The organism is Micromonospora sp. WMMD714 (genome assembly GCF_029581315.1).
Taxonomy (GTDB): domain Bacteria; phylum Actinomycetota; class Actinomycetes; order Mycobacteriales; family Micromonosporaceae; genus Micromonospora; species Micromonospora rifamycinica.
In genome coordinates this window covers 893,783-911,152 of record NZ_CP120744.1, presented here as the reverse complement: position 1 = coordinate 911,152, position 17,370 = coordinate 893,783, and the positions used below count along the sequence as shown (strand labels likewise).

Here is a 17,370-nt window from a genome sequence, read left to right as displayed (position 1 = left end):
AGGTCGGTGGTCTTGTTACTCAGAGTGGTGGATCGGGTCGGCCGGTGGGCTGGTGCCGGTCAGGCGGGCGCACCGTCCCGGGGGTCCGTGAGCAGGACCAGGGGGTCAGGCGGACTGGCGGATCACCAGCTCGGTCGGCAGCACCACGACCCGCTCGACGTCCGCGCCGTCGGCGAGGGCCAGCAGCAGCCGGGTCATCTTCCGGCCCAGCTCGACGATCGGCTGCCGCACGGTGGTCAGCGGCGGCTCGGTGTAGGCGGCCGTCTCGATGTCGTCGAAGCCGATCACCGCGACGTCGTCGGGCACCCGCCGGCCCGCCTCGTGCAGCGCCCGCAGGGCGGCGTGCGCCATCAGGTCGGAGGCGGCGAAGACCGCGTCCAGATCGGGGTACGCGGCGAGCAGCCGACGCATCGCCGTGGTGCCCGACTCGCGGGTGAAGTCGCCGTACTCGATCATCTGGGGTAGGCCGGCGGCGACCACGGTGTCCCGGTAGCCGGCCAGCCGTTCGATGCCGGCGACCATGTCCTGCGGGCCGGCGATGGTGGCGATCCGGCGGCGACCGTTGTCGATCAGGTAGCGGGTGGCCGTGGCGACCCCGCCGACATGGTCCACGTCGATGTAGGGCACGTCGGCGGCGTCCAGCGGCCGACCGCTGCACACCACCGGTATCCCCAGCCGGGCGAGCCGGCCGGGGAGCGGGTCCTTGCCGTGCAGCGAGGCGAAGAGCACCCCGTCGACGTGCCGGCCGGTGGTGTAGCGGGCGACCCGGTCGTGCCCGGCGGGCGAGCCGGCCAGCATCAGCACGAGCTGCTTGTCGGCCGCCTCCAGCTCCTGGGCCGCACCCCGGATGATCCCGGGAAAGACCTGGTCGTCGGAGAAGACCCGGGTGGCGACCTCCGGCAGCACCAGGGCGACCGAGTCGGTCCGCTGGGTGACCAGGCTGCGGGCGGCCAGGTTCGGCACGTACCCCAGCTCGGCCACCGCCCGGCGGACCGCCTCCTGGATCGGCTCGGCGACCGTGGTGGAGCCGTTCACCACCCGGGAGACCGTCGCCCGGGACACGCCGGCCTGCCGGGCGACCGCCTCCAGGGTGGGCCGCTGCGCCGCCGTCATACCCGTTACCACCGCCTCGTCACAGCCCGTTCCGGGAGATCACCTCCTGGTACCACCGGGCGCTCGACTTCGGGGTGCGCCGCTGGTCCAGATAGTCGACGTGGACGATCCCGAACCGCTTCCGATAGCCCTCGGCCCACTCGAAGTTGTCCAGCAACGACCATACGAGATAGCCGCGCAGGTCCACCCCGCGGGAGATGGCCTCGTGCGCGGCCCGCAGGTGCCCGTCCAGGTAGGCGATCCGGTCGGCGTCGTCGACCCGGCCGTCCCCGTCCGGGAGCCGGGTGTCGTCGGGGAACGCGCCGCCGTTCTCGGTGATCATCAGCGGTAGCCCCGGGTAGCCGGTGGCGATCCGCTCCAGCAGCCGGGTCAACCCGGCCGGCTCGATCTGCCACCCCATCTCGGTCACCGGGCCGGCGGCCGGGAGGAACTCCACCGCGCCCTCGGTGCCCGGGTAGGCGCTGCTGCCGGCCCCGTCCGGGCGGCCCGCGACGTAGGTGGGGGAGTAGTAGTTGATCCCGAGCAGGTCCAGCGGCGCGGCGATGACCTTCTCGTCGCCCTCCCGGACGAACGTGGGCTCCACCATCCGGGCGACGTGTTCGAGCACGTCGGCCGGGTAGCCGGCCCCGGTCAGCGGGTCCAGGAAGATCCGGTTCTGGAGGCCGTCGACCAGGCGTACCGCGGCGGCGTCGGCGGCGCTGCCCGGGTCGGCCGGCGCGACGTCCGCCGGGTTGAGGGTGATCCCGATGGTCCGCGCGCCCGCCGCCCGCAGTGCCCGCGCCGCCAGGCCGTGCCCCAGCAACAGGTGGTGGACTGCCCGGAAGGCCGACCCGGCGTCCTGCTCGCCGGGGGCGTGCACCCCGTTGCCGTAACCCAGGTAGGCCGAGCACCACGGCTCGTTGAGCGTGGTCCAGGTGTGCACCCGGTCGCCGAGCCGCGCGTGCACGGCGAGCGCGTAGTCGGCGAAGTGCTCGGCGGTCTCCCGGCTGGTCCAGCCGCCCCGGTCCTGCAACGTCTGGGGCAGGTCCCAGTGGTAGAGCGTGATGATCGGGTCGATGCCCCGGTCGAGCAGCGCGTCGGTCAGCCGGTCGTAGAAGTCCAGGCCGCGCGGGTTGACCGGGCCGGTGCCGTCCGGCCGGATCCGGGGCCAGGCCACCGAGAAGCGGTACGCGGCCAGCCCCAGCTCGGCCATCAGCGCCACGTCGTCGGCGTACCGGTGGTAGTGGTCGCAGGCGACGTCACCGGTGTGCCCGGCGAACACCTTGCCCGGCGTACGGCTGAAGGTGTCCCAGATGGAGTCGCCGCGGCCGTCGTCGCGGGCCGCCCCCTCGATCTGGTACGCGGCGGTCGCCGCGCCCCACACGAAGTTCTCCGGGAATCGACGTTCGCTCACGCGGTTTCCTCCTTCGTTCGCGCCGGTGGGGCCGGCCCACCGGCACCGGCTTGACGCCGTGGCCGCACCCGGCCCGTCGCTCCGGTCGTCGGGCACAGCGTACGGCCAGCGAGGGTCGTTCCAGGGGCGGCGAGCGCTCCTCCGCCAGCGTCGTCGCTGGGCGGAACCGCTGTCAAGAGAGCGCTCTCTGAGAATCCGGCCGGACCTCGGCACTCGACGGGAGCGGTCGTCCCCGGACGGAGACGACCGCTGCCCGTGCGCGGTTCGCCGTGCTACGTGGTGCGCGTGACGGTCAGCCGACGCGCAGGCCCTCCAGCAGGGAACGGTCCCCGGTCACCCCGAGGGTGTCGAAGCTGATCCGGCCCCAGAGCGCCAGCAGCAGGTCGCTGGCCGAGCCCGTCACCTGCACCCGGGCGTGGTGGTCGTCGTGCCCGAAGACCGTGGCGGTGTCCAGCAGCGCCACCCCCTCGCCGCGCATCCGCAGGTACCAGTCCTGCGCGGCGTCGGCGGCGGTCAGGTGCACCACCCCCTGCCACTGCCCCGAGGCCCGCCGCCGGCCGGCCGGCAGCCAGGTGTCCAGCACCTCGCTGACCCCGTCGGCGGCGAGCTTCGCCTCGACCGGGTCACCGGCGGCGATGGCGAGCTGGGCGTCCCACCGGTGCACCGCGGTCTCGTGGGCCATCCGGCGCGGCCAGAAGCCGGCCTTCTTGGGCTGCGGCATCGGGTTCCAGGCCGGGGCCTCCGGGTCGAGCGTGTCGAAGAGCGTCATCAGCTGGTCGTACTGGTGCTGCCAGAGCTGGAGCGCGGACACCCCGGCGGGCAGCTCGGCGACGTGGTCGCGGCGGGCCGGCTGGGCGGTGTCCCCGGAGCCGGCGAAGGAGTGCACCCAGTGGTAGACCCCGGCGAGGTGCAGGGTCAGGTCGGTCACCGTCCACCCGGGGCAGGACAGCACGGGTGTCTCCGGCGGGGCCTCGGCGACGGCCGCGGCGAACGCCGGGCCGTCCACCCGGAGCGCTCCGATCCAGAAGTCCTTCGTGGCGTGCAGTCTGCTCATCGCAAATCCTCCCCGGGGTGACCCGGCGACCAGTGGGTGCCGCGGCTACCCCTCAGCCTAGGGTGAAAGGCGTGTCAGACGTCTACGCCAAACCGACAACGGACGCCGAACCCGCCGATCCGGCCGTCCTGGCGGAATACACCACCCTCCGGCTCGGCGGCCCCGCCGCCCGCCTGGAGACCGCCACCAGCGCCGACGAGATCGTCGCCCGGGTCCGCGCCGCGCACCGGCGCGACGAACCGGTGCTGGTCCTGGCCGGCGGCAGCAACGTGGTCGTCGGGGACGCCGGATTCCCCGGCACCGTCGTGCTGGTCCGGTCGCGGGGCCACACCGTGGTGGCCGAGGACCCCGACACCGTGACCGTCCGCGTCGAGGCCGGCGAGCCGTGGGACGACCTGGTCGCCACCGCCGTCGGCAACGGCTGGTCCGGCCTGGAGTGCCTCTCCGGCATCCCCGGCTCGGCCGGCGCCACCCCGATCCAGAACGTCGGCGCGTACGGGCAGGAGGTCGCCGAACGGATCACCGGCGTCCAGGTGTACGACCGGGCCGACGACCGGCTGACCACCATCGACGCGGCGGACTGCGGCTTCGCGTACCGGGGCAGCATCTTCAAGTACAGCGACCGGTGGGTGGTGCTCTCGGTCGACTTCCGGCTGGACCGCTCGCCGCTGTCCGGGCCGGTGCGCTACGCCGAGCTGGCCCGCTCGCTCGGGGTGCAGGTCGGTGACCGGGTGCCGCTGGCCGCCGCCCGGGACACGGTGCTCGCGTTGCGCGCCGGCAAGGGCATGGTGCTCGACCCCGCCGACCCGGACACCTGGTCGGTCGGCTCGTTCTTCACCAATCCGGTCCTCGACCGGGCGGCGTACGAGCTGCTGCGCGAGCGCGCCGCCGACGTCGGGGAGCCGCCGTCCTGGCCCTGCCCGGGTGAGCTGGTGAAGGTGAGCGCCGCCTGGCTGATCGACCGGGCCGGCTTCGCCAAGGGGCACCCGGGGCCGGGGGGCACCGCCATCTCCGGCAAGCACACCCTCGCCCTGACCAACCACGGCGGCCGCGCCCGCACCGCCGACCTGATCACCCTCGCCCGGGAGATCCGCGACGGCGTGCACGCCCGGTTCGGCGTCCCCCTGCACCCCGAGCCGGTGCTGGTGAACTGCGCCGTCTGACCGCCGGTCAGCCGCTCACCGGCCGACCCGGTGCACCTTGTGCTGGGCCGCCTGGGCCAGCGGGCGGACCACCAGCCGGTCCACGTTGACGTGGTGCGGGAGGGTGGCGCACCAGGCGATGCACTCCGCGACGTCCTCGGCCACCAGCGGCTGCGCCACCCCGGCGTAGGTGGCGTCGGCCTTCGCCGCGTCCCCGCCGAAGCGGTTCAGGCCGAACTCCTCGGTCCGGACCATCCCGGGGTCGATCTCGACCACCCGGACGGGTCGACCGCACAGCTCCAGGCGCAGGGTGCCGGCCACCGCGGTCTGCGCGTGCTTGGCCGCCGTGTAGCCGCCGCCGCCCTCGTACACGGTCAGGCCGGCGGTGGAGGAGACCACCACGACGGTCCCCGCGGCGGAGCGTTCCAGGGCCGGCAGCAGGGCCTGGGTGACCCGCAGCGTGCCGAGCACGTTCACGTCGTACATCCACTGCCAGTCGGCGATCGCGCCGGTCTCCACCGGGTCCAGCCCGCGCGCGCCACCGGCGTTGTTGACCAGCAGGGTGACCGGCCCGGGGGCGTCGGCGGCGGCCCGCGCCAGCCCGGCCACCGACTCGTCCGAGGTGACGTCGCAGGGCACCGCGGTGGCGCTGCCGCCGGCCGCCGTGATCTCGGCGACCAGGGTGGCGAGCCGGTCGGTGCGCCGGGCGGCGGCGAGCACGTGGAAATCCGCGGCGGCGAGCCGGCGGGCGGTGGCCGCGCCGATCCCGCTGGACGCCCCGGTGACGATCGCGACAGAGGTCATCGGGTCATTCTCACCCCGCCGCGAGGTCCCGCCCCCGGGGTCCGGTGATGAGGTCCGTCACGCCCGCGACCCGGGGTGACGCATTTCCGAAGCCCGATGGGGAAGATGACACGCGGCGCGCGGGTTGACCGAGGAGCGCCGGTCGTGCGGGACGGCATCAACCGTGACAGAAGGAGCGGACGTGGCGGATCAGCACACCGGTGTCGGTCGTCAGCGAGGTGCCCTGCCGTGGCCCCGGCCCCGCCGGATCGCCACCCTGTCGGTGCACACCTCGCCGCTGCACCAACCGGGCACCGGCGACGCGGGCGGCATGAACGTCTACATCCTGGAGGTCGCCCGCCGGCTCGCCGAGGCGAACGTCGAGGTGGAGATCTTCACCCGGGCCACCTCCGGTGACCTGCCGCCGGTGGTGGAGATGGCCCCCGGGGTGCACGTCCGGCACGTCACCTCCGGCCCGCTGGAGGGGCTGACCAAGGAGGAGCTACCCGGGCAGCTCTGCGCCTTCACCGCCGGGGTGCTGCGGGCCGAGGCGGCCCGCCCGCCGGGGCACTACGACCTGATCCACTCGCACTACTGGCTCTCCGGGCAGGTCGGCTGGCTGGCCAAGGAGCGCTGGGGGGTGCCGCTGGTGCACACCGCGCACACCCTGGCCAAGGTCAAGAACGCCCGGCTCGCAGTCGGTGACCGGCCGGAGCCGAAGGCCCGGGTGATCGGCGAGGAACAGGTGGTCGCCGAGGCCGACCGGCTGGTGGCGAACACCCGGGTGGAGGCGACCGACCTGATCGACCGGTACGCCGCCGACCCGGCCCGGGTCGCGGTCGTCGAGCCGGGGGTGGACCTGGACCGGTTCCGCCCCGCCGTCGGGGACCGGGTCGCCGCGTCCCACGCCGCCCGCCGCCGGCTGGGCCTGCCCACCAGCGGGTACGTCGTCGCGTTCGTCGGCCGGATCCAGCCGCTGAAGGCCCCCGACGTGCTGGTCCGCGCGGTCGCGGCGCTGCGGGAGCGGGATCCGGCGCTGGCCGACCAGGTGACCGTGGTGATCTGCGGTGGCCCCAGCGGCAGCGGCCTGGACCGGCCCACCTCGCTGATCGAGCTGGCCGGCTCGCTGGGCGTCGCCGACCGGGTGCGTTTCCTGCCCCCGCGTACCGGTGACGACCTGCCGGCCCTCTACCGGGCCGCCGACCTGGTGGCGGTGCCCTCGCACAACGAGTCGTTCGGCCTGGTGGCCCTGGAGGCGCAGGCCTGCGGCACCCCGGTGGTCGCCGCCGCGGTGGGCGGCCTGGTCACGGCGGTACGCGACCAGGTCAGCGGGGTGCTGGTGCACGGCCACGACCCCACCGACTGGGCCCGTGCGCTGGCCCGGCTGCTCCCCGACCGGGCGGGTCGGGAGGCGTTGGGGCGGGCCGCCGCCCGACACGCGCAGGGCTTCTCCTGGGAACGCACCGTCTCCGGGCTGCTCGCCGTCTACGGCGAGGCGGTCACCGGGCACCGGGAGCGGCTGGCGGCCCGGCTGGCCGGGGGACCGGCGCTCACCGGCTCGTGGTGACCCGGGCCACCCCGCCGTCGTCCGGTGGGCTCGCCACCCCGACCGTAGAGTGGGTGCGATGAGCCCGAAGAGCGAGCTGGCGGCCCTGATCGAGTCGGTCTGCACCGAGCGGGAACTCGACTGGGAGGCCACCGGCGAGGGCTCCTACGCGGTCACCCTGCCCGGCACCCACAAGCTCAAGACGATCTGCAACCTCTTCGTCGGCGAGCACGCGCTGCGGATCGAGGCGTTCGTGATGCGCCAGCCCGACGAGCGGCGCGAGGAGCTGTGGTCGTGGCTGCTCCAGCGCAACGCCCGGATGTACGGGGTGGCGTTCTCGATCGACGCGGTCGGGGACGTCTACCTCACCGGCCGGGTCAACCCGTCCGGCGTAGACGCCGACGAGCTGGACCGGCTGTTCGGGGCGGTGCTCAGCTACGCCGACGAGTCCTTCGACACCATGCTGGAGATCGGCTTCGGCAGCTCCATCCGCCGGGAGTGGGAGTGGCGGGTCAAGCGGGGCGAGTCGACCGCCAACCTCGCCGCCTTCGCCCACCTCTTCGAGCCGTCCCCCGGAGGTTCGGACCGGTCCTGACGGGTATGCCGCACCGCTGCGGTGCGGCAGTGTGGAGACCCGCCGCAGGCCGAGGACGGACTGTCGAGGAGCGTGTGATGGCTCAGCGGAACAGCTCAGGTCGCGGTGCGACGGCGACCTCGACCACGCGTCGGACCGGCAACCGGACCCCGAACACGCCGGGCATCTCCGAGGCGGAGATCTCCCGGATGAAGGTCGACGACCTTCGGGGCCAGTTGCGTCGGCGGGGGATCTCCGGGATCTCCGCGCTGCGTAAGCCGGAACTGGTGAAGACCCTCGTCCGGACGTTGCGTTCGGAGGTCCGGGGCGGCGGCGCGGCGCGGCGCAGCACCGGCCCGTCCGGCCGGGCGCCAGCCCGCCGGAACACCGCCCGCACGAGCGCGGGCGCGACGACCGCCACCGGCAGGGCCGCCCCGACCCGCCGGAGCACCCCGGCGCGGGTCAAGGCCACCCCGGCGCGGGCCAAGGCGACCTCGGCGCGGGCCAAGGCGACCTCGGCGCGGGCCAAGGCGACCTCGGCGCGGGCCAAGGCGGCCCCGGCGCGCAGGGCCGGCCCGGCGCGGTCGGCGGCGAAGGCGGCACCGGCGGCGCGGGCCACCCGCTCCCCGGGTGTCCGTACCGGGCGGTCCACCTCCCGGTCGGTCCGGTCGGCGCAGCTCATCTCCTCCCCGGCGGACCGGCCGGAGCGTCCCGGGCGCAGCCTGGTCACCACCAACCACCAGGTGATCCGGAACTGGGCCGCGGCCCGCGGGGCCAGGCCGGCGACCATCGCCGGCACCGAGCGCGACGGCCGGCCGGGGGTGCTCACCTTCGACATCCCGGGTTACCGGGAGAGCCGCCGGGTGCAGGTGGTGAGCTGGAACGACTGGTTCCGGACGTTCGACGGCCGCCGGCTCAACCTGATCTTCCAGGAGCAGTTGCGGGACGGCCGGCAGAGCAACTTCTTCCGCACCGAGTCACCCGATCGGGAAGACGGTTGAGGCGTTTACCGGAATGGCTGCCGGGTAGCCGCGTGTTGGCAGTCAGGTGACCCGGAACGGCGACACCCCAGCTCGGACCAGGGGTGTTGTGACCGGCGAAACAGTGCTCGCGGGTTGTATCCGGAAACCGGGCGAACTAACTTTATTGCACCGCGCCACGCTCGGAAACGTTCGGGGGAGCGGCGGATCGATCAGATCCGTGCACCGGGCGAGGCGCACATGGGTGGAGCACACCGTTGGGGGACGGTGCCACCCGGGAACCGGCGGCGCGAGCGGGCGACGCTTACGGGGGTGAGGGTCGCCCGCCGCCGCCGGGCAGGCGGTACGAGCGCCCACCGCGACGTTCCGGTCGACGGTGGGCGCTCGGCCGTTTTTCCCCGCTTCCCCTGGTCTGCCAGCCAGCTTCGCCGGGTCTGCCACCCCGCTTCCCCGGGTGTGCCACCCAGCCCTCCCGGGTCTGTCACACCCCGCCCTGCGGGGGTGTCCCCCGCTTTGCGTCGGCGTCAGCCGGAGGTGCGGGCCGGAGCCGGCGCGGGGGGTACGGTGACCGCGGCCTCGGCGGCCTGGGGGACCGGTGGCGCGATGTCGGTGACCGGCGCGGCGGAGCCGCGCAGCAGGCTCGCCCGGCGTTCCCGGGCCGGCCCGGAGAGCAGGTGGCCCAGCGCGGTCACCACGCCCAACCCCGCGCAGCCCAGCCAGAGCGTGGCGTTGCCGGCGTGTTCCCGGACCAGCCCGCCGAGCACCGGGGCGACCGCGCCGGCCAGCTGCCAGGAGAGCGAGAAGACGCCCTGGTAGCGACCGCGCAGCTCGGCCGGGGAGAGTTCGGCGATCAGGGTGGCGTGGGACGGGGAGTTGAGCATCTCGCCAAGCGTCCAGATCAGCACGGCGAGCCCGAAGAACCAGGCGGCGTCGGCGAACGCGGTCAGCCCGAAGCCGACCCCCATCACCACCGCGGCGAGGGCGAGCACGTGGGACCGGCTCCGCCCCCGGATCAGCCGGGGGACGAAGAGCTGGCCCGCCACGATCAGCACGCCGTTGAGCGCGATCACCGCGCCGTAGGTGGCCGGGGAGAGCCCGGCGTCCCCCATCGCGATCGGCAGCATCGAGATGTGCTGGAGGAAGACCAGCGCGCCGAGCAGGTTGAGCACGACCAGCCCCAGGAACACCCGGTCGGCGGCGATGGTGCGCAGCGCACCCGCCCGCGGCGGCCCGCCGGTCGGCTGCCTGGTCGGCCCGGTCGCCGGGGTACGTCGGGTCTCGCCGACCCGGACGAAGACGATCAGCGCGGCGACCAGGGTGGTGGCCGCGTCCACCACGAACAGCAGCAGGTAGCCGGCCTCGGCGGCCAGCCCGGCGAGCACGGCGGCGCAGGCGAAGCCCAGGTTGATCGCCCAGTAGTTCAGCGAGAAGGCCCGCAACCGGTCCCGCTCCGGCACCACGTCGATCATCATGGCCCCGAAGGTGGGGCGGGCCGCCTCGGCGAACGTACCCAGCAGCAGTGCGCCCGCCGCCACCGCCCAGAGCGGCCGGGCGAAGCCGAGCGCGAGCATCATGGTGGCCGCGCCCAGGTGGGCGGTGAGCAGGGTGGGCCGCCGCCCCCACCGGTCGGCGAGGGTGCCGCCCACGGTGGTGCCCACCGCGCCGCCGACCCCCCACAGGCCGATCACCAGGCCGGCCTGGGCGGCGGAGAAGTCACGGGCCTGGGTCAGGTAGATGGCCAGGAAGATCAGCACGAACGAGCCGAGCCGGTTGATCAGGGTGCCGGCCCAGAGGTACCAGAAGGCCCTCGGCAGCCCGCCGGTGGTGTCCCGGAACCAGCTTCGCACCCCGCGCACACCCGTCCCCCGCTCCGGTAATGACCGTCTTCCTCGTAGCGCCTTACAACCTAGTTTCGGGGTCCGACCCCGGTCACCGGAATTTCCACGTGGTGGTCGTCACCACCACCGCCCGCGTGTCCCCGCGCCGGGTGCGGCAGGATGATCGGCATGACTGCGAGCGAGGGGCCCACCGTCGGGACGCTGGTCCTGCTGCGGCACGGCGAGAGCGACTGGAACGCGAAGAACCTCTTCACCGGCTGGGTCGACGTCGACCTGACGGCCAAGGGGGAGGCGGAGGCGCGCCGGGGCGGCGAGTTGCTGCGTGAGCACGGCCTGCTGCCGGACGTGGTGCACACCAGCGTGATGCGCCGGGCGATCCGCACCGCCGAGCTGGCGCTCAACGCCGCCGACCGGCACTGGATCGCGGTGCGCCGGTCGTGGCGGCTCAACGAGCGGCACTACGGCGCCCTGCAGGGCAAGAACAAGAAGCAGACCCTGGACGAGTACGGCGAGGAGCAGTTCATGCTCTGGCGTCGCTCGTACGACACCCCGCCGCCGCCGATCGCCGACGACGACGAGTTCTCGCAGGTCGGCGACCCGCGGTACGCGCTGCTGCCGACCGACCTGATGCCGCGCACCGAGTGCCTCAAGGACGTCGTGGCGCGGATGCTCCCCTACTGGTACGACTCGATCGTGCCGGACATCCTCGCCGGCCGGACGGTGCTGGTGGCGGCGCACGGCAACTCGCTGCGCGCCCTGGTCAAGCACCTCGACCAGATCTCCGACTCCGCGATCGCCAAGCTGAACATCCCCACCGGCATCCCGCTGCGCTACGACCTCGACCCGCAACTGCGCCCGATCAGCCTGGGCGGTGCCTACCTCGACCCCGACGCCGCCAGGGAGGCCGCCGCCGCGGTCGCCAACCAGGGTCGCTGACCTGGCTGAAGGGCTCCCGGTCCGGCGGCGGTCGCCGGGCCGGGAGCCCTTCCCGTCGCCGGGCCGGGAGCATGGCCCCTCGGCGGTCCGGGAGCACTGCCCCGTCGCCGGGCGGGCGGGTCAGCTCGTGGCGGGGGCGGTCTCGCCGGTGATCAGGTAGACCACCCGCTCGCCGGCGTTGACCGCGTGGTCGGCGAACCGCTCGTAGAAGCGGCCGAGCAGGGTGGCGTCGATGGCCGTCTCCACCCCGTACGGCCAGTCGTCGCCGAGCAGCACACCGAACAGGCTCTTGTGCAGGTCGTCCATCACGTCGTCGTCGCGGTCCAGCTCGGCGGCGATGTCGGCGTCGGGGGTGGCCAGCACCTTGCCGATCTTCTCGGCCATCCGGTCGGCGACCGAGGCCATGTCGGTGAAGACCGGCCGCAGCTCGGCCGGCACCGCCGGGGACGGGTGCCGGCGCAGCGCGGTCTTCGCCACGTGGTCGGCCAGGTCGCCCATCCGCTCCAGATCGGCCGCCACGTGCAGGGCGGTGATCATCGCGCGCAGGTCGGAGGCGACCGGCGCCTGCCGGGCGAGCAGGTCGCAGACCCGTTCCTCGACGTGCTGGTAGAGGTTGTCGATCTCGGCGTCCCGCGCGATCACGGCCTCGGACGCTTCGCGGTCGGCGGTGAGCAGGCCGCGGGTGGCCTGGCGCATCGCGGCGCGCACCGCCTCCGCCATGTCCACCAGCAGTTGGCTGACAATCTGCAGGTCGGCCCGGAACTCGTCGCGCATCGTCACTTCCTGGGGTCGGTGCCGCCGGTGGCCACCAGGACCGTCGGCGTACGGGTTGAGCAGGTGCGGAACCCACGGTAGGCGGGTGCGACGGACCCGAGATGAACCCGGATGAACGGCACGGGGACCACGGGTGAACTTCTCCCGAAGCGAGTGTCTTTCGTCCCGTTCTGGGCGATAGCCAGGTTAACAATGACCCTACGATCGCCGGGTGGAATGGGCGGTGGCGATCGTGGTGGCTCTGGTGACCGGACTGGTCGCCGGGCTGCTGCTGCCGGGATCCGTCCGTGACCGGCTACGCCGGGCGGTGTCGGCCGGGGGCGAGAGCTCCCGCCGGAACATGGGGAGGCCTGCGATTCCCGACGACCAGTCCGGCGGGCTCAGCGGGCTCGGCCGCAAGACCATCGACTCGCTGCGCGCCGGTGTCGTGGTGCTCGGCCCGGACGACGTGCCGGTGCTGGTGAACCCGGCCGCGCGGGCGATGGGCCTGCTCCGAACCGGCGCCACCCCCGGCTCCATCGCGGCCCACCCGCTGATCCGTACCCTCGCCGGGCAGGTGCGGCGGACCGGGGTGCGGCGCGAGATCGAGCTCGACCTGCCCCGGGGCCGCGACAACGCCGGGGAGAACCCACTCGGCGTGCACCTGCGGGCGATGGGCATCGGCGGCGGGTACATCGCCGTCGAGGCCGCCGACGTCACCGAGTCGCACCGGCTGGCCCGGGTGCGGCGGGACTTCGTGGCCAATGTCAGCCACGAGCTGAAGACCCCGATCGGGGCGTTGCAGCTCCTCGGCGAGGCCCTGGTCGACGCCACCGAACCGACCGACGGTGCCCCGGAACTCTCCGAGGACATGCTGGCCGCCCGCCGGTTCGCCGAGCGGATCCAGCACGAGTCCACCCGGCTCGGCCGGTTGGTGCAGGAGCTGCTGGAGCTGACCCGGCTCCAGGGCGCGGAGCCGCAACCCGCGCCGGAGCCCGTCGCGGTCGACTGGGTGATCGCCGAGGTGCTCGACCGGACCCGCACGTCGGCCACCGCCCGCAGGATCCAGGTGGTGACCGAGGGGGAGCGGGGCCTGACCGCCTACGGCAGCGACAGCCAGCTCGCCACCGCGGTGTCCAACCTCGTGGAGAACGCAATCACCTACTCCGGCGAGGACACCGTCGTGCGGGTCACCACCCGGGCGGACGCCGACCACGTGACGGTCTCCGTCACCGACCAGGGGATCGGGATCGCCCCCACCGACGTCGACCGGATCTTCGAGCGGTTCTACCGGGCCGACCAGGCCCGGTCCCGCGCCACCGGTGGCACCGGCCTCGGCCTGGCCATCGTCAAACACATCGCCAGCAACCATGGCGGCCGGGTGGAGGTGGCGAGCACGCTGGGAGGGGGGTCGACATTCACCCTCCGGCTACCCGCCAGCCCTCCGGACGACCTGGAGACGATACTGCCGTCCGCTGGTATCGAGCCCGGCCCGGCCGAACTGCGCCAGGCCTGACCGTAGGAAAGGAAACACCCCCTGTGAGCCGCGTACTGGTGGTCGAGGACGAGGAGTCGTTCTCCGACGCCTTGTCGTACATGCTCCGCAAGGAGGGTTTCGAGGTGTCCGTCGCCGCGACGGGCACCTCCGCCCTCACCGAGTTCGACCGGACCGGCGCGGACATCGTGCTGCTCGACCTGATGCTCCCGGAGATGTCCGGGACGGAGGTCTGCCGGCAGCTGCGACAGCGCTCGCACGTGCCGATCATCATGGTCACCGCCCGGGACAGCGAGATCGACAAGGTGGTCGGGCTGGAGATCGGCGCCGACGACTACGTCACCAAGCCGTACTCGCCCCGGGAGCTGGTGGCCCGGATCCGGGCCGTGCTGCGCCGGCAGAGCCCCGAGGTGACCGAGTCGGGTGCGCCGACGCTGGCCGCCGGCCCGGTCCGGATGGACATCGAACGGCACGTGGTGACCGTCGACGGGGCGGCCGTGCAGCTCCCGCTCAAGGAGTTCGAGCTGCTGGAGCTGCTGCTGCGCAACGCCGGCCGGGTGCTCACCCGGGGGCAGCTCATCGACCGGGTCTGGGGTGCCGACTACGTCGGCGACACCAAGACGCTGGACGTGCACGTCAAGCGGCTGCGTTCCAAGATCGAGCCGGAGCCGTCCGCCCCCCGGTTCATCGTCACCGTGCGGGGGCTGGGCTACAAGTTCGAGCCGTAGGCCGTCCGGTGCGCCGGGGCGGCGGACCGTCGCCCCGGTTCACTCCTGGCCGCTGGCCGGGTGCGGGGCGATCTGGCCCTGGCGCAGCCGGGCCGCGCACAGCTCGGCCAGCTTCGCGTACGCGGGCTCGCCGATCAGCGCGGTCAGCTCCGGGGCGTACGACAGGTACATCGGCTCGGTGCCCACGTGCGCGTCGGTCGAGGAGGTGCACCACCAGTCCAGGTCGTGCCCGCCGGAGCCCCAGCCCCGCCGGTCGAACTCCGCCAGCGTCGAGACCAGCACCTTGGTGTCGTCGGGCCGGGTGGTCCACTCCTGGTCCCGACGGACCGGTAGCTGCCAGCAGACGTCCGGCTTGTACTCCAGCGGGTGCACCCCGTCGCGCAGCGCCTGGCCGTGCAGCGCGCAGCCGCCCCCACCGGGGAAGTCGGCGTCGTTGAGGAACACGCAGGGCGCGTCCTCGCCCCGGGTGGCGGTCCGCCGGGCCGGGTTCTTGCCGTCGATGGTGTCGGTCGCGGTCCAGTTCTTCGTGCCCCGACGGAAGTGTTGCCAGGTCTGCGGGGTGAGCCGCTTGACCGCGGCCCGGACCCGCTTCTCGTCGTCGGTGTCGGTGAAGAACGCGCCGTGCGAGCAGCAGCCGTCGGCGGCCCGGCCGGCGACGATGCCGTGGCAGCCCCGGCCGAAGACGCACGTCCAGCGGGACAGCAGCCAGGTCAGGTCGGCGCGGACCAGGTGCCGCCCGTCGGCCGGGTCGACGAACTCGATCCACTCCCGGGGGAAGTCCAGCGCCACCTCCCGGCTACGCGGATCGCCGGGGTCGTCCACCAGCACGTGCAGCTCAACCTGGCTCGTCACCCGGACCAGGGTACGCGGGGCCGGTCGGCCGGGCCGGCGAGCCGGGGAAACGTCTTGGCCCTAGGGTCTTCTCATGCGGCTGGGTGTGCTCGACGTCGGTTCCAACACGGTCCATCTCCTCCTGGTCGACGCCCACCACGGCGCGCATCCGTGGGCGGCGCACTCCGAGAAGGTGGTGCTGCGGCTGGCCGAGCAGATCGGACCGGACGGCGCCCTCACCCGGGCCGGGGCCGACGGGCTGGTCGAGGCGGTCGGCGCGGCCCGGGCGGCGGCCACCGCGCTGGCCGCCGACGACCTGCTGGCCTTCGCGACCAGCGCGGTGCGCGACGCCACCAACGCGGCCGAGGTGCTGACCCGGGTCCGGGAGGAGACCGGCGTACGGCTGGAGGTGCTCTCCGGTGCGGACGAGGCGCGGGCGACGTTCCTCGCGGTCCGGCGGTGGTTCGGCTGGTCGGCGGGGCGGCTGCTGGCGATGGACATCGGCGGCGGTTCGTTGGAGCTGGCCGCCGGCATCGACGAGGACCCGGAGGTGGCGGTGTCGCTGCCGCTGGGGGCCGGCCGGCTCAGCCGGGAGCGGCTGCACGTCGACCCGTCCGGGTCGACGCCGCCCACCGCCGAGGCCGTGGAAGAGCTACGGGAGTACGTCGACGCGCAGCTCGACCCGGTGGTGGAGAAGCTGGCCGGGGTCGGCTGGGACCGCCCGGTGGCCAGCTCCAAGACGTTCCGGACGCTGGCCCGGCTGGCCGGGGCGGCACCCTCCTCGGCGGGCCTGTGGACCCGCCGCAGCCTCACCCGGACCGGGGTACGGCAGGTGCTGGGGTTCGTCCGGCACATCCCGCCGGCCCAGCTGCCCGAGCTGGAGGGGGTGAGCGCCGGCCGGGCGCACCAACTGCTGGCCGGCGCGGTGGTGGCCGAGGCGGTGCTGCGCCGGTTCGACCTGGCGGCGGTGGACATCTGCCCGTGGGCGCTGCGTGAGGGTGTCATCCTCAGACGGTTGGATCAGCTCGTGCCGATGTGACGTACGCCGGTGGTCGCGGGGCTTTTGCGGTTGCTCGTCCCGAAGCGTGGTGACACCCCGGGCTACCCTCGGGGGGTGACTTCCCGCGTCCCGGTGCTCCTGTCCAGTTCCTCGGTCTTCCCCGAACGGACCGCGGCGGCGTTCCAGCTCGCCGCGACGCTCGGCTACGACGGCGTCGAGGTGATGGTCTGGACCGACGCCGTCAGCCAGGACGCCGGCGCGCTGCGCGGGCTCGCCGCGCACTACGGTGTCCCGGTGCTCTCGGTGCACGCCCCCTGCCTGCTGGTCACCCAGCGGGTGTGGAGCCCCGACCCGTGGGAGCGGCTGCGGCGGGCCGCCGAGCTGGCCGACACGCTGGAGGCGCCGACGGTGGTGGTGCACCCGCCGTTCACCTGGCAGCGCGACTACGCCCGGCACTTCGCCGACGGGCTGGACACCGTCGCCACCCGCTTCGACGGGCTGCACTTCGCGGTGGAGAACATGTACCCGGTCCGGATGGCCGGACGGCAGTTCGTGCCGTACGCGCCCGGCTGGGATCCGACCGAGGTCGGCTACCCCGCGTACACCCTCGACCTGTCGCACTGCGCCGCCTCGCACAGCGACCCGCTGGCGATGGCCGACCGGATGGGCGCCGGCCTGGCCCACGTCCACCTGGGCGACGGCACCGGCGAGGGCCGCGACGAGCACCTGGTCCCCGGCCGGGGCACCCAGCCCTGCGCCGAGCTGCTCCGCTCCCTGGCCGGGCGCGGCTTCACCGGCTCGGTCGCGGTGGAGGTCACCACCCGGGGCGCCAGGAGCCGTGCCGTCCGCGAGGCCGACCTCCGCGAGTCCCTCGCCTTCGCCCGCGCCCACCTCACCGCCACCACCCCCCTCAACGCCTGACCCGCACGCCCTCCCGGCTCCCCTTCCCCCTCCGCACGCGCCCCCTGCGCCCCTGCCCTCGTCCCTCCGCGTGCCGCCTCCGCCGCCGGCCCGCTGCCGGCCCGCCTCCGCCGCCGGCCGGCCCGCCGCCTCCGCCGCCGGCCCGCTGCCGGCCGGCCCGCCCCGGTGATCAAGAGGTTTGGGTCATCTGATCAAGAGGTTTGGGTCATCCGTCGCGGCGAATCTGACCTGAATCTCTTGATCAACGCACCCGAATCAACGCACCCGAATCAACGCACCCGAA

At 73.9% G+C, this 17,370-nt stretch carries 16 protein-coding genes; 9 read left to right on the top strand and 7 right to left on the bottom strand.

What is annotated here, in order from left to right; translation table 11 throughout:
- Positions 1-105 precede the first annotated feature (105 nt).
- The 3 genes from O7625_RS04120 to O7625_RS04110 form a co-directional block, all read right to left on the bottom strand.
- A complete protein-coding gene (locus tag O7625_RS04120) occupies positions 106-1,113 on the bottom strand; it encodes a LacI family DNA-binding transcriptional regulator (RefSeq protein ID WP_067311802.1) in 1,008 nt (335 codons plus the stop codon).
- Between the two features lie 19 nt (positions 1,114-1,132).
- On the bottom strand, positions 1,133-2,506 hold the full coding sequence (locus O7625_RS04115) for a GH1 family beta-glucosidase (RefSeq protein WP_282344427.1): 1,374 nt from the start codon (positions 2,504-2,506) through the stop codon (positions 1,133-1,135).
- A gap of 292 nt (positions 2,507-2,798) precedes the next feature.
- Positions 2,799-3,560: a maleylpyruvate isomerase family mycothiol-dependent enzyme gene (locus tag O7625_RS04110; RefSeq protein ID WP_282344426.1), complete on the bottom strand. Its 762-nt coding sequence runs from the start codon at positions 3,558-3,560 to the stop codon at positions 2,799-2,801.
- A gap of 71 nt (positions 3,561-3,631) precedes the next feature.
- On the opposite strand from O7625_RS04110, the gene O7625_RS04105 reads away from it, so the two are divergent.
- Positions 3,632-4,723, top strand: coding sequence for a UDP-N-acetylmuramate dehydrogenase (locus tag O7625_RS04105; protein WP_282344424.1), 1,092 nt, complete (start codon positions 3,632-3,634; stop codon positions 4,721-4,723).
- A gap of 15 nt (positions 4,724-4,738) precedes the next feature.
- On the opposite strand, the gene O7625_RS04100 is transcribed toward O7625_RS04105, so the two are convergent.
- Entirely contained in the window at positions 4,739-5,506 is a 768-nt protein-coding gene (locus O7625_RS04100; RefSeq protein ID WP_282344422.1) for an SDR family oxidoreductase, read from the bottom strand.
- Between the two features lie 181 nt (positions 5,507-5,687).
- Between O7625_RS04100 and mshA the strand changes: the two genes are divergently transcribed.
- From mshA to O7625_RS04085, 3 genes are all read left to right on the top strand, one after another.
- Positions 5,688-7,052, top strand: coding sequence for a D-inositol-3-phosphate glycosyltransferase (gene mshA, locus O7625_RS04095; RefSeq protein ID WP_282344420.1), 1,365 nt, complete (start codon positions 5,688-5,690; stop codon positions 7,050-7,052).
- A 58-nt stretch (positions 7,053-7,110) separates the two neighbouring features.
- Positions 7,111-7,626, top strand: coding sequence for a YbjN domain-containing protein (locus O7625_RS04090; RefSeq protein WP_282344418.1), 516 nt, complete (start codon positions 7,111-7,113; stop codon positions 7,624-7,626).
- A 77-nt stretch (positions 7,627-7,703) separates the two neighbouring features.
- On the top strand, positions 7,704-8,606 hold the full coding sequence (locus tag O7625_RS04085) for a hypothetical protein (protein ID WP_282344417.1): 903 nt from the start codon (positions 7,704-7,706) through the stop codon (positions 8,604-8,606).
- A gap of 503 nt (positions 8,607-9,109) precedes the next feature.
- Here O7625_RS04085 and O7625_RS04080 read toward each other — a convergent pair.
- Positions 9,110-10,441, bottom strand: a complete 1,332-nt coding sequence (locus tag O7625_RS04080) for an MFS transporter (protein ID WP_282344416.1) — start codon at positions 10,439-10,441, stop codon at positions 9,110-9,112.
- Positions 10,442-10,591: 150 nt separating this feature from the next.
- Between O7625_RS04080 and O7625_RS04075 the strand changes: the two genes are divergently transcribed.
- Positions 10,592-11,359: a phosphoglyceromutase gene (locus O7625_RS04075; RefSeq protein ID WP_282344415.1), complete on the top strand. Its 768-nt coding sequence runs from the start codon at positions 10,592-10,594 to the stop codon at positions 11,357-11,359.
- A 120-nt stretch (positions 11,360-11,479) separates the two neighbouring features.
- Here O7625_RS04075 and phoU read toward each other — a convergent pair whose 3' ends face one another.
- Positions 11,480-12,133, bottom strand: coding sequence for a phosphate signaling complex protein PhoU (gene phoU / locus O7625_RS04070; RefSeq protein ID WP_282344414.1), 654 nt, complete (start codon positions 12,131-12,133; stop codon positions 11,480-11,482).
- A 211-nt stretch (positions 12,134-12,344) separates the two neighbouring features.
- Here phoU and O7625_RS04065 point away from each other — a divergent pair, with 211 nt between their 5' ends.
- Positions 12,345-13,628 (top strand): ATP-binding protein, encoded by a 1,284-nt coding sequence (locus O7625_RS04065; protein ID WP_282344413.1) that lies wholly within the window; start codon positions 12,345-12,347, stop codon positions 13,626-13,628.
- A gap of 23 nt (positions 13,629-13,651) precedes the next feature.
- Positions 13,652-14,335 (top strand): response regulator transcription factor, encoded by a 684-nt coding sequence (locus tag O7625_RS04060; protein ID WP_067314784.1) that lies wholly within the window; start codon positions 13,652-13,654, stop codon positions 14,333-14,335.
- A gap of 39 nt (positions 14,336-14,374) precedes the next feature.
- On the opposite strand, the gene O7625_RS04055 is transcribed toward O7625_RS04060, so the two are convergent.
- Positions 14,375-15,187 (bottom strand): hypothetical protein, encoded by an 813-nt coding sequence (locus tag O7625_RS04055; RefSeq protein ID WP_282344411.1) that lies wholly within the window; start codon positions 15,185-15,187, stop codon positions 14,375-14,377.
- 73 nt (positions 15,188-15,260) lie between these two features.
- On the opposite strand from O7625_RS04055, the gene O7625_RS04050 reads away from it, so the two are divergent.
- Positions 15,261-16,205 carry a hypothetical protein gene (locus O7625_RS04050; protein WP_282344409.1) on the top strand — a complete coding sequence of 315 codons (945 nt, stop codon included), beginning with the start codon at positions 15,261-15,263 and terminating at the stop codon, positions 16,203-16,205.
- 75 nt (positions 16,206-16,280) lie between these two features.
- Positions 16,281-17,087 (top strand): sugar phosphate isomerase/epimerase, encoded by an 807-nt coding sequence (locus O7625_RS04045; protein WP_282344407.1) that lies wholly within the window; start codon positions 16,281-16,283, stop codon positions 17,085-17,087.
- The last annotated feature ends 283 nt before the right edge of the window (positions 17,088-17,370 follow it).

Bases quoted from the DNA above. Each gene is read 5' to 3' on its own strand.
- phoU (WP_282344414.1), bottom strand. From the start codon at position 12,133: ATGCGCGACGAGTTCCGGGCCGACCTGCAGATTGTCAGCCAACTGCTG.
- O7625_RS04120 (WP_067311802.1), bottom strand. From the start codon at position 1,113: ATGACGGCGGCGCAGCGGCCCACCCTGGAGGCGGTCGCCCGGCAGGCC.
- O7625_RS04075 (WP_282344415.1), top strand. From the start codon at position 10,592: ATGACTGCGAGCGAGGGGCCCACCGTCGGGACGCTGGTCCTGCTGCGG.
- O7625_RS04090 (WP_282344418.1), top strand. From the start codon at position 7,111: ATGAGCCCGAAGAGCGAGCTGGCGGCCCTGATCGAGTCGGTCTGCACC.
- O7625_RS04085 (WP_282344417.1), top strand. From the start codon at position 7,704: ATGGCTCAGCGGAACAGCTCAGGTCGCGGTGCGACGGCGACCTCGACC.
- O7625_RS04100 (WP_282344422.1), bottom strand. From the start codon at position 5,506: ATGACCTCTGTCGCGATCGTCACCGGGGCGTCCAGCGGGATCGGCGCG.
- O7625_RS04050 (WP_282344409.1), top strand. From the start codon at position 15,261: ATGCGGCTGGGTGTGCTCGACGTCGGTTCCAACACGGTCCATCTCCTC.
- O7625_RS04110 (WP_282344426.1), bottom strand. From the start codon at position 3,560: ATGAGCAGACTGCACGCCACGAAGGACTTCTGGATCGGAGCGCTCCGG.